The organism is Streptomyces sp. NPDC051243 (genome assembly GCF_044455405.1).
Taxonomy (GTDB): domain Bacteria; phylum Actinomycetota; class Actinomycetes; order Streptomycetales; family Streptomycetaceae; genus Streptomyces.
In genome coordinates this window covers 550644-565220 of the sequence record NZ_JBITES010000004.1, presented here as the reverse complement: position 1 = coordinate 565220, position 14577 = coordinate 550644, and the positions used below count along the sequence as shown (strand labels likewise).

The window sequence follows — 14577 nt, the reverse complement described above, 5'->3', positions numbered from 1 at the left end:
TCCTCGGGGTTCCTTACGGTACGTACGGTAGTTGGCCGCGGCCCGTCTTAGAAAGGCGTGCTGGGCAACGCCCGAAACGTCAGAACGGCAGGCCCGGGATGCCGCTGCCGCCCAGTCCCTGGGCGAGCGGGCCGAGCTTCTGCTGCTGCAGCGTCTGCGCGTTCTCGTTGGCCGCCTGGACGGCCGCGATGATCAGGTCGGCGAGGGTCTCGGTGTCCTCCGGGTCCACCGCCTTCGGGTCGATCTTCAGCGCCCGGAGCTCGCCGGAGCCCGTGACGGTGGCCCTCACCAGCCCGCCGCCCGCCTGCCCGTCGACCTCGGTCTGCGCCAGTTCCTCCTGCGCCCGCTGCAGATCCTGCTGCATCTTCTGGGCCTGCTGGAGCAGCTGCTGCATGTTGGGCTGGCCACCACCGGGGATCACGATCAGCTCCTTGTGCGTCTGTACGGCTTTCCCGTTCAGCACGAGCCTACGTGGTCGGCGCGGCCGTCGCCCCAGCACTCTTTCGAGTGAGAGGAACTGGAGTCCTATACCTGATCAAGACCCCCTTCCGGGCGGAAAAGAGGCGAAACGCATTTCTTCGCCACCCATTGGGCGGTAGGAAGGGTCCGGCGCGTCAGCCTCAGGTGCTGCGTGACGTTCCGTGCGCTGCGGGGGCGGAAACCAGGTCGCAGGCCGTACGTGATGTCACGCACCGTGACAGTAGGGAGTGCCGGGTGGGTCAGCCGGAAATGCAGCCCGACAGGTCGCCGAAGGACAGGCGGGGCGGCGAAGGGGCGGCCGGACTGCGGCCGGGTGATCTGACGGGGCGGGCTTTTCCGCACGGTGACTGGGGGGAGCCGGCGGTGCGGCTGGACGAGTTGTACCGGTGGGTGGAGCGGGGGGCGCTGAACACGGCCGCGTGGTATCTCGCGGACCGGGTGTGGAAGCGGCGCGGAGCCCAGGCGCTGCGGGGCGGAGCGGCGGTGGGGGCGGTCGTGGGGGCGGGGTTGCCCCTGCTGGATCTGACGGGGGTGGCGGGCGGGACGGCGCCGTGGGGGTATCTCTCGCTGCTGCTGGGCGTGGCCTGTCTGGCGGCCGACCGGTTCTTCGGGGTGACCTCCGGGTGGATAAGGGACGTGGCCACGGCGCAGGCGGTGCAGCGGCGGCTGCAGATGTTGCAGTTCGACTGGGCGACGGAGTGTGTCCGGGAGGTTCTGGGTCCGGCGGAGGGGACGGCCGGTGAGGCGGCCGAGCGGTGCCTGGGGGTGCTGCGGCGGTTCTGCGAGGACGTCACCGAACTGGTGCGGGCCGAGACGGCGGACTGGATGGTGGAGTTCCGGACCGGGTCCGCGCCCCTGGGGATCCAGTCGGCGGTGACCGGGGGGAGCCGGCCGGACGCGGGGGCGGGACTGGGGAGGTTCGGAGTGCCGCCGACGAACGGAACACGGCCGAACATGCCCCGGCAGCGGCCGCCCGAGGTGCGGTGAGGGGCGGCCGCTGCCGGGAGACCCGGCGGGCCGGTCCTAGGGTCGGAAAGTACCGCCTAGGGTCGGAAGTACCGCCTAGGACCGGACGTACGGCCGGGTCATGATCTCCATGTTGTGGCCGTCCGGGTCGTCGAAGTAGGCGCCACGGCCGCCGAACAGCCGGTTGATGCTGCCGGGTTCGGTGTGGCTCGGGTCGGCGTAGTAGGTGACACCGGCGGCCTCCAGGCGGGCGATCATGCCGTCGAACTGCTCGTCGGGCACGAGGAAGGCGTAGTGCTGGGACTGGATCGGCTCGTCCGTCTTCTCGTAGTAGTCGAGCGTCACGCCGTTGCCGAGGTCGACGGGCAGGAACGGCCCGAACGGGGCGCCGACCCCGAGGCCCAGGATCGCGGCTATGAACTCGGCGGACAGCTGCCGGTCGCTCGCGAGGACGGCGGTGTGGTTCAGCTGGACGGTGGCCGTCGGGGAGCTGGATTCGTGCGTGGGTCGCTGGCCTTGGGACATCAGTGAGGTGACTCCGGTCTTGGGTTCCATCGCGGGACGGGTCTTGGGTTCCATCGCGGGACGGGTCTTGGGTTCCATCAGGACGGGAAGACACGGAGAAGGGGCGGGCCTCTCGCCCGCCTCGCGCTCACGCCGAGGCCGGGAGCCCCACTCGTGCATGGCCCATGGCCGACCCGGCAGTCACCCGGCCGACCCTAGTGACCACCACGGGCCGGGGGCAACGCCGTTTTCTCGCCGAACCACCACCGGACCGAGCGACCGAAGGACCAAAGGACCACCGGACCGGATCGCCTACGCCTGCGGAGCCGGAAAGGCCACCGGGCTGCGCAGGCCCGCCCGGTTCACCGCCCGCACCCCGAAGAACACGTTGTCCTTGGACAGGTCCACCTCGTGGGTCGTCACGTCGCCCACCGGCACGACGTGGGTCCAGTCCGGGGAGGTGGTCTCGCGCCAGACGATCTCGTAGCCGGTGAGGTCGGGTTCCGTTCCTCTCGTCCACACCAGGCGGGTGGAGTTGGTGAGGTCGGTGGTGACGATCCTGGCGCCGGTCGGGGTGCCGGGGGCCTGGGCGAGGGTCCACAGGGCCGCCGCGTTGACCTTCGCCACCCTCGCCGTGAAGTCGAAGTCGCAGAACTCCGGCAGGTCGCCGTACTGCTTGCCGGTCTCGTCGACGCGTACGTCCTGGTGCTGGTGGGCGAAGTCCTCGGCCGGCTCGGTGAAGCGGGCGGCCGGGTAGCCGCGTTCGAGGAACGGGATGTGGTCGCCGCCCCGGCGGTAGCGGTCCCGGCGGTAGATGACGCGGACGCGCATGGCCGTCGCGTCGTTCTCGGCCACATCCCTTACGAACCTGGCCAGTTGGCGGGTCGCCGAGTCGTTCTCGCCGCCCACCGAGCGGCGGATCGCCGCCTGTTCGGGGGTCTCGGACGACGGGACCCCCTCGGCGAACAGGCGGATCGTGTACGGGTCGCGGGTGCCGTCGTCCGCGGTCGGGCTGCCGACGATGTCGTTGGTGAACATGCCCTGCACATCCGCGCCGGCCGCCTTCAGCCGCTGCGCCATGTACGCCGATCCGTACAGCCCCTGCTCCTCCCCCGCCACCGCCGCGAACACGATCGTCGAGGCCGGGCGGCGGGTCGCCATCACCCTGGCCAGCTCCAGTACGACGGCCACGCCGGAGGCGTCGTCGTCCGCGCCCGGCGCGTCGGAGGTGGCGTCCATGACGTCCGTGACGCGGGAGTCGTAGTGGCCGGCGACGACGTAGACGCGGTCGGGCGTCACCGCGCCGCGCAGGGTCGCGATCACGTTGGTGATGCGGGTCGCCGCGGGGATGCGCGGGGCCGGTTCCTGGACGTACGACTGCAGTTCCACCGTCATCCGGCCGCCGGAGGCCGCCGCGTACGACCTCAGCTCCGCCGCCAGCCAGTCACGGGCCGCACCGATGCCTCGCGCCGGGTCGTCCTGGACGGAGAGGGTGTGCCGGGTGCCGAAGGAGACCAGTTCGCGGACCGTGGCCTCGATGCGGGCGGAGTCGATCTCGCGGAGCAGGGCGCGCAGTTCGCGGGTGGGTCGCTGGGCGGTCGCCGGAGGGGGGTTCGCCGACGCGGGTGCCGCCTCGGCCGGGCCGGCCGTCGTCAACGCCGCCGCGCCCGCCGTCGCCGTCAAGACCGTTCTTCTGGTGGGGCTGGGACTCATGTGCCCTCCCGGGGCTGCCGATGCCGGCCGACCACCGCAATGGTTGTGGACATGGCAACGAACGGCAAGGGCGCGTCGACCGTCGGACGCCAACCGCCGACCTCGCCTCAACTGGGAGCGCCCACACACAACTTCAGACCCACCGGCGTCCCGCACGGCAGATGTCCCCGCGCGCGGATGACCCGCCGGCTGCTCTCCTTGTCGAGGTAGGCGAGGAACCCGGCCGTGAGGGAGTCGTCGGGCGCCGTGCCGTAGGTGTAGGCGTACTCGATGTCGCGGTACGGATAGGCGCTGTCGCCGCGCTCGATCTCGTCCACGTTCGCGCGGTCGCCGTCGAGCGCCACCGTCCGCACACCCTTGTGCCGGGCGGCGACACCCAGCTCGCTGTACCCGATGGCGCCGGGCCGGCCGGCGACCGTGTCCAGGACCTCGCTCGTGCCGGCGAGTTCGCACCGCGTCACCACGGTGGCCGCGCCGCCGGGCGGCCGGCAGTCCAGTGACGTGCTCTGCGCCTGCTCCCACTGCCCGAGCACCCGGTCCTGGAAGACCTGCCGCGTCCCCGAGCTGTCGCTCCGGCTGACGAGGACGACGGGCAGGTCGGCGAGCGCCTTGTCCGCGCCGGGGATCGCCTCGCCCCAGCGCTTGTACCGGCCCTTGTAGAGGTCCCGCACCTGCCGCACCGTCAGGCCCCGCGGCCCGAGGTCGATGCCGTCGTTGACGACGAGGGTGAAGACGGACAGCGCGACCTTCTTGCCCTTCAGGCCCAGCCGGTCGCCCAGCGGGCCGTCGGAGAAGGCGATCACCGACCGCGCCCCCGACCTCGACCGGTCGCCCAGAGCCGCGAGTTCGGCGACGCCGGCCTCGCTGCCGCGCGTCTCGACGTCGATCTCGGCGCCCGCGCACTTGCGCTCGTAGCTCTTCTCCAGGGTCTCGATCACCGGCGCGAAGGCGGTCGAGCCGATCACCGTCAGCTCGCCCTGCTCGCATTCGATGGGGTTGCCGTCACGGAAGACGACGATGCCCGCGAGGGCCAGCACGGAGAGGGTGAGCAGTGCGGTGAAGATCCTGGCCGGAAGGCTGAACACCGGCGCCTTGTCGTCCGGCGTCGCGCTGCGGTTGGGGTGCACCTCGCCGCCCCGGATGCCGCCGCGCACCCGGATGTCGCAGCCCACGTCACCGCCGGACAGCATCACCAGCAGCTTGAAGTGGTCGCCGGGGTTGAGCGGGACGCGCGGGATGCGCAGCCGGTTGTCCTCGTAGCCGAAGCCCCGTTGCGCGGTGAAGTGGTCCATCAGATGGTCGATGTCGGTCGGCTGCGTGACCGAGACGCCCCGGATGGTGCGGTCGGTGAACACCGCGGTGAGGCCATGGGGTTCGGGGCCGGTGTAGTCGTCGCGGTCGATGCTCTGCGAGCCGTCGTTCTCCACGCGCAGCAGCACGAGGGTCGCGTCGTCCATGTCCGCGTCGAACAGGCCGAGCCGGACGTTGGCCCGGCCCGAACGCACGTCGTCGCCTATGGGGTTGTCCATCTGGACGCGGTAGCCGATGCGCTTCTTGCGCGGCACCCGCCGCTCGTACCAGACCATGACACCGGACGCGACGACGCCGAGCACCGCGGTGCCGACGGCCACGATGTTCTCCGCGCTCAGCCACTCCATCGAGTCACAGTAGGCTCGCGTGATCTCAACAGCCTTACACGCGCGGGTATTTGGGATTACTGCCTGGTGTACGTCAGCTTCTGCCCGCTGCTCGTGTTCACGCGCTCCAGGCTGCCGTCCGGCAGCAGCGTGATCTCGGTGGCCTCGCCCGGCGAGCAGGTGGGCGGCTCGCCAGCCGTCACGGTGGACGGGCCGATCGCCAACGGGCCGTCGTCGCCGGGTGCTTCGGCGAGGGCCGCCTCGAACTCGCAGTGGTAAGTGCCGGTGCCGGCGGGCCCCTCGGCGACGAGGGACAGGACCGTGTCGCCCACCTCGCCCTGCCGGATGGTCAGGCGGCGGGTGTTCGCGCCGTCCGCGTTGTCGATCGAGGCCGTCCAGGTGCCCAGGTAGTCGGCCGGGATCACGCCGTCCGCCGGGGCCGAGGTGGTCGGGGACGGGGCGGGGCCGGACCGGGTCGGATCGGCCGTGGGGTCCGTGGTGGTGGTCGCCGTGACGGTCGGTGCGGCGGTCGGATCACCGTCCGCCCCGTCTTCACCGCCGCCGTTCATGAGGGCGTACACCGAACCGCCGGCCGCGAGCGCGACGACGAGCGCGATGAGGACGAGCACCACCGTGGAACGGCCGCTGCGGTGGGACGGCTCGGGCGGGGCGGTGGGGAGGTAGGGCAGGGGTGGGTCGTAGGGCGCAGCGGTGGGGCCGTACGGCGGAGTGGTGGGGCCGTATGACGGACTCGGGCCGAACGACGGAGGCGGAGCGGGCTGCGGGTTCGGGCCGGACGGCGGGTTCGGGCCGAAGAGGGGAACGTACGGCGAGGGCGCGGCGGGCGGCGGGGTGGGGCCGGAGGGGGGCGGCGCGGTCGGGCCGGACGGTGGGTAGCCGTACGCCGGCTGCTGTGGGTGCTGCTGCGGGGTGGTCTGCCCGTTCCCGTTCCGCGTGGCGGCGATGGTGGGGAGCTGGTCCGGCGGTGTCGCGCCGGCCGCGGGAGCGTGCTCGGGGGAGGCGGCGGGGGTCGGCTCCAGGGCCGGGTCCTCCGCGTCCAGCAGCCGCACCGCATGCCGCCCCAACTGCGCCACCAGCGCACTCGGCAGCCAGGGATCGCGGGACCGCCCGTCCGAGACGGTGTCCTCGGCCCCGGTACGCTCCAGGATCCGGTCCAGCGTCGGCCGGGCGCCGGGCTCCTTGCGCAGACACTCCCGGACCAGCTCGGCGATCCCCTCGGGCACCCCCTCCAGATCGGGTTCCTCCTGGGCGATCCGGAACATCACGGCGTGGGCGCCGCTGTCGACGGAGCCGAAGGGGAGCCTGCCGGTCGCGGCGTACGCGAGCACCGAGCCCAGGCAGAACACATCGCAGGCGGGCGTGATCCGGTCGCCGCGCACCTGCTCGGGCGCCATGAACCCCGGCGACCCGACGAGCGCGCCCGTGCGGGTGAGCCCGCTCTCGTCGACCGTCTCCAGCGCCCGGGCGATCCCGAAGTCGATGACGCGGGGCCCGTCGATGGTGACCAGGACGTTGGACGGTTTCAGGTCCCGGTGCACGATCCCGGCGGCGTGGATGTCCTTGAGCGCATGCGCCAGCCCCGCCGCCAGAATCCGTACCGAACGCTCGGGCAACGCCCCGTGGTCGTGCCCGACGACCTGCTGGAGGCTGGGCCCGGCGACATACCCGGTCGCGACCCAGGGCACCTCGGCCTCGGTGTCCGCGTCGAGCACCGGCGCGGTCCAGAACCCGCCGACCCGCCGCGCGGCCTCCACCTCCTGCCGGAAGCGGGCCCGGAACTCCTCCTGGGCGGCCAGCTCACGCCGTACGAGTTTCACGGCGACGGTACGGCCGCGGTCCGACCGGGCGAGATAGACATCCCCCATGCCGCCCGCGCCCAGCCGCGCCAGCAACCGGTACGCCCCGATGCTCCCCCAGTGCTGAGCCCCCGGTGGGACCCCCAGCGGATCTCCCGCCCCCGGCTTGTCCATCGCACGCCCCCCAACCAGCCCCCGCCAATGCGTCGGCCCCACGATAGTGCTGCATATCGGGAGGTGAGCGGGTCGGCGTCTACGGTTCCGTAACAGGAACGCCGAGGTCGTCGAGCACCCTCGACAACCGTTCCAGAACCCTTACGGCGTCGGCGAGTTCCGCCTCCCCGAAAGCCTCCGCCAGCCGGTCCGCGAAGGCCGCGTGGCCCGGGTCGATCCGGGAGATCGCCGCGCGCCCCTCCTCGGTCGGGGCGAGGAGCTTGGCGCGGCGGTGGGCGGGGTTGGGCCGGTACTCCGCCAGTCCCTTCTCCACCAGCAGGTCGGCGATGCGCTGCACGCTCTGCCGGGTGATGCCCATGGCGCGGGCGACGCCCGCGACGGGCAGGGGCTCGCCGAGCACCGCGCCCAGGACCTGCCACCAGGCCGCCGTCAGCCCGGCCGGCCGGGCCAGTTCCTCGGCGACCGCGAGGAACTGGCCGTTGAGCCGGAAGACCCCGAGCGCGCCGCGACTGAGCAGGTCCTGGCGTTCCCGGCTCACAGAACGCCGGCCTTCTCGAGTACGGCGTACGCCTCGGCGTCGGAGTCGTGGAACAGGCGGTACCAGGCGTCGACGGCCTCGTCGTCGTACACCTTCAGCAGCCGCAGGATCTCCCGCGCGAAGGCGACGGGTTCGGTGGGGCCGGCGGTGACGAGCCCTCGGTCGGTGACGGCGTCGGCCTCGACGTACCGCTCGCCGCCGCCGTACCCGGTCGCGGCCAGATAGAAGGAGACCGCGCTGGTGTGGTCCCGGTCGTCGAGCAGGCCTTCGCGCGCCAGCCCGGCCGTGGCCCCGCAGATCGCGGCCACCGGCGTGCCGGCGTCCAGGAAGGCGCGGGCCGTGCGGGCGAAGGGGGCGAGTTCGTCACCTGCGTCCCAGAGGTCGGCGCCGGTGAGGATCAGCAGGGACGCGTCGGACGGCCGTACGTCGTCCAGGGCCAGGTCGGGCTGGATGCGCAGTCCGCCGACGGTGGTGACGGGCTCGCGGGTCGGCCCGACGGTGCGGATCTCGTAGCCGGCGCGAGCGAGCTGGGCCGTGGCGTGGCCGGGCTCCCAGTCGGCGAGGGTGTTGTAGACGGCGAGGTACACGGGCTTGCTCATGGCTCCTCCTGGAGACCTCGAAGATGACAATATCCTGTCAGTTAGACAGCATGCTGTCAATGGAACTGTGCCCCCCTTGCACGCGCCCCACCGTCGACAACCTGTCGCGGAAACCGCACGACCACAGACATGACGCCGATATCGCGCCCGCGTCCCCGCTGCCTACGCTCCCCCGCATGACCCCTCAGCCAAATCCCGAGGTCGGCGCCGCCGTGAAGGCCGCGGACCGTGCGCATGTGTTCCACTCCTGGTCCGCGCAGGAGCTCATCGACCCGCTCGCCGTCGCAGGTGCGGAGGGGTCGTACTTCTGGGACTACGACGGCAGGCGCTACCTGGACTTCACCAGTGGGCTCGTCTTCACCAACATCGGCTACCAGCACCCGAGGGTCGTCGCCGCGATCCAGGAGCAGGCCGCGCGGATGACGACCTTCGCGCCCGCGTTCGCCGTCGAGGCGCGGTCGGAGGCGGCACGGCTGATCGCCGAGCGGACGCCGGGTGACCTGGACAGGATCTTCTTCACCAACGGCGGCGCGGACGCGGTGGAGCACGCGGTGCGGATGGCGCGGCTGCACACGGGGCGGCCGAAGGTGCTGTCGGCGTACCGCTCGTACCACGGCGGCACCCAGCAGGCCGTGAACATCACCGGCGACCCGCGCCGCTGGGCCTCCGACAGCGCGGCGGCCGGTGTCGTGCACTTCTGGGCGCCCTTCCTCTACCGGTCCCGGTTCTACGCGGAGACCGAGGAGCAGGAGTGCGCGCGGGCGCTGGAGCACCTGGAGACGACGATCGCCTTCGAGGGGCCGTCGACCGTCGCCGCGATCATCCTGGAGACGGTGCCCGGGACCGCCGGGATCATGGTGCCGCCGGCCGGTTACCTGGCCGGGGTGCGGGAGATCTGCGACAAGTACGGGATCGTCTTCGTCCTCGACGAGGTCATGGCGGGGTTCGGGCGGACCGGCGAGTGGTTCGCGGCGGACCTCTTCGACGTCACGCCCGACCTGATGACCTTCGCCAAGGGCGTGAACTCCGGATATGTGCCGCTGGGCGGTGTCGCGATCTCCGGGGCCATCGCGGAGACGTTCGCCAAGCGCCCGTACCCGGGCGGTCTGACCTACTCCGGGCACCCACTGGCCTGCGCGGCCGCCGTCGCGACGATCGAGGTCATGGCCGAGGAGGGCGTCGTCGAGAACGCCGCCCGGCTGGGCGCGGAGGTGGTCGGGCCGGGGCTGCGGGAGCTGGCGGAGCGGCATCCGTGCGTCGGCGAGGTGCGCGGTGTCGGGATGTTCTGGGCGCTGGAGCTGGTGAAGAACCGGCAGACGCGTGAGCCGCTCGTGCCGTACAACGCGGCCGGCGAGGCGAACGCGGCGATGGCGGCGTTCGGCGCCGCCGCGAAGGCCGGGGGCATCTGGCCGTTCGTGAACATGAACCGCACCCATGTCGTGCCGCCGTGCAACGTGAGCGAGGCGGAGCTGAAGGAGGGGCTGGCGGTGCTGGACGCCGCGCTGACTGTGGCGGACGAGTACACGGAGTAGGAACCGGCCCGGGGGCGAGAAAGATCCCCCAAAGATCCCGGCGATCGCGGAAACGTCCCGCCGACCCCGAACGCGTAAGGTGGCGTGCTCGTAGACATATACGACGCGCACGCCACCTCATCGCGACGACGGGAGACGCTCTGACCATGTCCGGCACCGGCGGCAACGGCCTCGTGACCCGGAGCACCCTGCGGCAGCAGCTCGCGGACGCCCTGCGGGACGAGGTGCTGGCCGGACGGCTGCAGGCGGGCAGAGAGTTCACCGTCAAGGAGATCGCCGAGCAGTACGGCGTCTCCGCGACCCCCGTGCGCGAGGCCCTCGTCGATCTGTCCGCACAGGGCCTGCTGGAGGCCGACCAGCACCGCGGCTTCCGCGTCCACGAGTACTCCGTGGCGGACTACCGCGGCATCATCGAGGCGCGCGGCCTGGTCACCAGCGGCATGTTCCAGGTCCTCGCCACCGACCGCTCGGGCCACCGGGACCCCGACGACCCCCGCGTCCACGCCGCCGTCGTCGGCGTACGCCGCCGCGCCGAGGAGGCCCAGCGCGCCGCCACCGCCGGCGACCTCACCGTGCTGATCGGCTACGACCTGCGCTTCTGGCGGGAACTCGGCGCCCTGTTCGGCAACCCCTATCTCGCCGACTTCCTGCACCGGCTGCGCGTGCAGTCCTGGGTCTGCGCGGTCCAGCACCTGCGCCGCGTCGACGATCTGCGCGGCCACCTGTGGTCCCGGCACACCGACCTGGTCGACGCCCTGATGCGCCGCGACCTGCCCACGGCCCGCTCGATCATCGCCGCCCACGACGCGGACTCGCTCGCCCTGATCGAGCGGCTGGCCTCGGGATGACCCACGAGCGGGAACTGCCGGACACCCCCGACCTCACCGGCTTATCCGGCCTCCCAGAACTTCCCGCCCTCCCCGGCGTCCCCGGCCAGCCAGGGCCGCCCGACCCCGACCTCCAGAAGGTCCCCGACCTCCAGGATGTCCCCGAGGTCCCGGGCCTCCAGGACATCCCCGACCTCTCCATCGTCATCCCCGCCTACAACGAGGAACACCGCCTCGCCCACACCCTCGATGCCCTCACCGACCACCTCACCACCGACAGCACCCGCTGGCCCGACTGGGAGATCGTCGTGGCCGACGACGGCTCCACCGACGCCACCCGCGCCCTCGTCACCGAGCGCCGGCGCCACAACCCGCGTATCCGCCTCGTCACCACCCCCCGCAACCGCGGCAAGGGCCACGCCCTCCGCCTCGGTGTGGCAGCCACCCGCGGCCGCCGTGTGCTCGTGACGGATGCCGATCTCGCGACGCCGATCGAGGAGCTGGAACGGCTCGACAAGGCGCTCACAGAGGGCAACTGCGTAGCGATCGGCTCCCGTTCGGTCCCCGGCGCCACGATCGGCGACCGCCAGCACCGGCTGCGCGAACTCCTGGGCCGCGCGGGGAACCTGCTCATACGCCGTACCGCCGTCCCCGGCATCCGCGACACCCAGTGCGGTTTCAAGCTCTACGACGGCGACCGCGCCCGCGAGGCCTACGCCGCCTCCCGCGTCAACGGCTGGGCCATCGACGTGGAGGTGCTGCGGCACCTGCACCGCGCCGGACTCCCCATCGCCGAGGTCCCCGTCCGCTGGTCCCACCGACCCGGCTCGAAGATCGGCCCGCTGGACTACGCCCGCACCCTCATCGAGATCACCCGCATCAGCGCCCGCTCCCTGCGCCCCGCCGACGTCTTCGCCGCCTTCCTCTTCCTCCTGATGTCGGTGGCCCTGTACTCCGCCCGCTTCTTCGACCCGGCCCACCGCTACCTCCCCGACTCCCTCCGCGACCAGAACCAGTGGGAGTGGTTCTTCGCGGTCACCGCCGACAACGTCGCCCACTTCCGCAACCCGCTCTTCACCGACCTCCAGGGCTTCCCCGACGGCGTCAATCTCATGGCCAACACGGTCATGCTGGGCCTGTCCGTCCCCCTCACGCCCCTCACCCTGGCCGCCGGCCCCGCGGTCACCCTCAGCCTGGTCATGACGCTGGGCCTCGCCGCCACCGCGGCCGCCTGGTACCGGCTGATCGTCAAGTACGTCGTGCGCGGCCGGATCGCGGCCTTCCTGGGCGCGTCCCTGGCCGCCTTCGCCCCACCCATGGTCAGCCACGCCCACGCCCACCCGAACTTCGTGGTCCTCTTCATGATCCCGCTGATCATCGACCGCGCCCTGCGCCTGTGCGCGGGCACCCGGGTCGTCCGGGACGGGGTGGTGCTGGGCCTGATGGCGGCGTACCAGGTCTTCCTCGGCGAGGAGCCGTTGCTGCTGGCGGCGCTGGGGATGCTGCTCTTCGCCGCCGCCTGTGCCGCCGTACGCCCGGACACCGCACGCGCGTCCTGGCGCCCGCTCCTCAGAGGCCTCCTCCTCGGCGCCTCCGTCTGCCTCCCCCTCGTCGTCCACCCACTGGTCTGGCAGTTCTCCGGCCCGCAGAGCTATACCGACATCGAGCACAACCCCCGCTCCTTCAACAGCCCCCTCGCCCTGCTCGCCTTCGCCGAACGCTCCTGGCTCGCGGGCGACGCGGACACGGCGAACGCCCTGTCCTTCAACACCACCGAACAGAACGCCTTCTACGGCTGGCCCCTGGTCCTCCTCGCCTTCGCGATCCTGGTACGGCTGTGGCGCGAGGCCCTGGTGAAGGCGCTGGCGTTCACGGCGGTGGCCGCGGCATTCCTGTCCCTGGGCCGGGAGTTCCGCATCCCGCTCACCGACACGACCCTCCCCGGGCCCTGGAGACTCCTCGCCGACCTGCCTCTCTTCGAAGCGGTCATCGAGAGCCGGGTCGCGATGATCTGCGCCCCCGCGCTCGGCATGCTGCTGGCGCTCGCCGTGGACCGGCTGCTGACGACCCGCCCCCTGCCCACCCGCTACGTCGGCCTGCTCGGCGTCGGCCTCGCCCTGCTCCCTCTCATCCCGGCCCCGCTGAGAGCGGTCGACCGCGTCGACGTGCCCGCGTTCATCGCCGACGGGACCTGGAAGTCGTACGTCCGTGAGGGCGAGTCGCTCGTGCCGGTGCCGTTGCCCGACCCGTCCGACGCGGAGGCACTGCACTGGCAGACCGAGGCCGGCCTCGGCTTCAAGCTGGCGGGCGGCTACTTCAACGGCCCCTACGGCGACGAGCGGATCGGCATCTACGGCGCCGAGCCCCGTTTCACCTCCAACCTGCTGCGTGATGTGCGCAACTCGGGCGAGGTTCCGCCGGTCGTCGAGTCCTGGCGGGCGCAGGCCCGGGCGGATCTGGCGTACTGGAGGGCGGGGGTGCTGGTGCTGGCTCCGCAGCCGAACGACAAGGCCCTGCGTGAGACCGTGGAGAAGCTGGTGGGCGGGCCGGGTAAGTGGGTCGGCGGAGTGTGGGTATGGGACCTGCACGAGCCGCGACCGACCTCGTACGAAGACGATGAGCGCGCACAGGGGGTCCGCCTCCGTCCCGCACCAATTACCCTTCCCTGACCACTGTGCTATGTGAGGAGCCCTCTTTTGGCCTGTGACCTGTGGCTGGTGCCGCTCGTCGATGTGTTGTGCCACACCCCCGACAACCCGTTCGCCGAGGAACTCGCGCAATACAACAGCGTGCTCGCCGAGGCCGGACTGCCGCCGGTGCCGGTGTACCAGTACATGCCGGGCCTGTCCGGCGACGTCGCCCCGGTCGCCGGCTTCGACTACGACGCGCTGCACTTCCTGCGCCGCGCGTACCTGCTCCAGGTCTGCCAGCTCCCGGTGACCCCGGTCGACGAGCTGGGCGGCGACTACGAGCAGCTCCTGGAGATGTTCGAGTCGACGGCCAAGCAGTCGCACCTGGTCTGGCACTACGACCACGCGGGCGCCTACGTCCCCGTCGACTTCCCGGCCCCGCTCTCCAGCGAGGAACTCCTCGCGGGCGGCGGCCCCTTGGGTTCCTCCCAGTCCCTCCTGCGCGAGCTGGAGTACGTGGCCCCGGTGATCGGCATCGACCCGGCCAACCCTCCGGCGGCTCCCCAGCCCCCGCTCGCACCCACGGCCCTGGAGGAACCGGCGGTCCCCGCCCCCTACGACCCGAGCCCCTTCGCCCGCGAACGGCATGTGTGGCTGGGGCTGCACGCGGCGGCGACGCGGAGTCTGGCGCAGGGGTCGATGATCGTGTTCAGCTGATGCGGGCCCGTTCCAGGCTCCGACGGGGGGACGGCTATCCGCCGAAGGTGAGGGGCCCGTTGATGTCCCGGGCCTGGACGACCGGACCCTGGAACGTCCCGCCGGAGATCTCGTTGTGCACGTCGCCCGCGCCGGTGCGCTCGGCGTCCCACGCCTCGGCCCTCCCGCGCCAGGTTTCGAGGGCCTGGGCGAAGGCCGGGTCCTGCCGGGCCCGTTCCGCCAGCACCCCGGCGAGCTCCCTGGCCCGTGCCGCGTCGTCCGCCGCCGCGGCGAGGGCGGTCAGCTCGTCCGCGCCGCTCGGACCCTGTCCGGACGGACGGCGTCTGACCAGGTCCCGCAGCGAGGTCCAGATCTGCTGACCGGCGGCACCCGCGGTGCCTGCGGCGAGGGCCATGAGCAGTTCGGGTGCGATCTGGTCCACGAAGGGGCTCTCCCATCACTCT

The 14577-nt window shown here is 72.0% G+C and carries 13 protein-coding genes; 5 read left to right on the top strand and 8 right to left on the bottom strand.

The genetic code is table 11. The features are described from left to right. Positions 1–79 precede the first annotated feature (79 nt). Positions 80–421, bottom strand: a complete 342-nt coding sequence (locus ACIBAG_RS13170; RefSeq protein WP_399104525.1) for a YbaB/EbfC family nucleoid-associated protein — start codon at positions 419–421, stop codon at positions 80–82. Positions 422–714: 293 nt separating this feature from the next. Here ACIBAG_RS13170 and ACIBAG_RS13165 point away from each other — a divergent pair, with 293 nt between their 5' ends. Beyond that, entirely contained in the window at positions 715–1467 is a 753-nt protein-coding gene (locus ACIBAG_RS13165; RefSeq protein WP_399104245.1) for an SLATT domain-containing protein, read from the top strand. A gap of 75 nt (positions 1468–1542) precedes the next feature. On the opposite strand, the gene ACIBAG_RS13160 is transcribed toward ACIBAG_RS13165, so the two are convergent. The 6 genes from ACIBAG_RS13160 to ACIBAG_RS13135 all read right to left on the bottom strand — a co-directional run bounded on the left by ACIBAG_RS13160 (position 1543) and on the right by ACIBAG_RS13135 (position 8428). After that, complete coding sequence (locus ACIBAG_RS13160; RefSeq protein ID WP_399104523.1) at positions 1543–1971, bottom strand: VOC family protein; 429 nt, start codon at positions 1969–1971, stop codon at positions 1543–1545. Positions 1972–2262: 291 nt separating this feature from the next. After that, entirely contained in the window at positions 2263–3633 is a 1371-nt protein-coding gene (locus ACIBAG_RS13155; protein WP_399104243.1) for a M28 family metallopeptidase, read from the bottom strand. Positions 3634–3770: 137 nt separating this feature from the next. Next, positions 3771–5321, bottom strand: coding sequence for a PstS family phosphate ABC transporter substrate-binding protein (locus tag ACIBAG_RS13150; RefSeq protein ID WP_399104241.1), 1551 nt, complete (start codon positions 5319–5321; stop codon positions 3771–3773). Between the two features lie 56 nt (positions 5322–5377). After that, positions 5378–7291: a serine/threonine-protein kinase gene (locus ACIBAG_RS13145; RefSeq protein WP_399104239.1), complete on the bottom strand. Its 1914-nt coding sequence runs from the start codon at positions 7289–7291 to the stop codon at positions 5378–5380. A gap of 79 nt (positions 7292–7370) precedes the next feature. Further along, positions 7371–7829: a MarR family winged helix-turn-helix transcriptional regulator gene (locus tag ACIBAG_RS13140; RefSeq protein WP_399104237.1), complete on the bottom strand. Its 459-nt coding sequence runs from the start codon at positions 7827–7829 to the stop codon at positions 7371–7373. Beyond that, positions 7826–8428: a type 1 glutamine amidotransferase family protein gene (locus tag ACIBAG_RS13135; protein ID WP_399104235.1), complete on the bottom strand. Its 603-nt coding sequence runs from the start codon at positions 8426–8428 to the stop codon at positions 7826–7828. Before ACIBAG_RS13135 ends, ACIBAG_RS13140 begins: the two co-directional genes overlap by 4 nt. A 176-nt stretch (positions 8429–8604) precedes the next feature. Between ACIBAG_RS13135 and ACIBAG_RS13130 the strand changes: the two genes are divergently transcribed. From ACIBAG_RS13130 to ACIBAG_RS13115, 4 genes are all read left to right on the top strand, one after another. Then, positions 8605–9960, top strand: a complete 1356-nt coding sequence (locus ACIBAG_RS13130; RefSeq protein WP_399104233.1) for an aspartate aminotransferase family protein — start codon at positions 8605–8607, stop codon at positions 9958–9960. Between the two features lie 146 nt (positions 9961–10106). Beyond that, positions 10107–10808: a GntR family transcriptional regulator gene (locus ACIBAG_RS13125; protein WP_399104231.1), complete on the top strand. Its 702-nt coding sequence runs from the start codon at positions 10107–10109 to the stop codon at positions 10806–10808. Next, the gene (locus tag ACIBAG_RS13120; protein WP_399104229.1) at positions 10805–13456 is read left to right on the top strand and encodes a glycosyltransferase; all 2652 of its coding nucleotides are present in this window, start codon (positions 10805–10807) and stop codon (positions 13454–13456) included. Before ACIBAG_RS13125 ends, ACIBAG_RS13120 begins: the two co-directional genes overlap by 4 nt. Positions 13457–13483: 27 nt before the next feature. Next, entirely contained in the window at positions 13484–14134 is a 651-nt protein-coding gene (locus tag ACIBAG_RS13115) for a hypothetical protein (protein ID WP_399104227.1), read from the top strand. Positions 14135–14168: 34 nt separating this feature from the next. Here ACIBAG_RS13115 and ACIBAG_RS13110 read toward each other — a convergent pair whose 3' ends face one another. Continuing rightward, positions 14169–14555: a hypothetical protein gene (locus ACIBAG_RS13110; RefSeq protein ID WP_399104225.1), complete on the bottom strand. Its 387-nt coding sequence runs from the start codon at positions 14553–14555 to the stop codon at positions 14169–14171. Positions 14556–14577 lie beyond the last annotated feature (22 nt).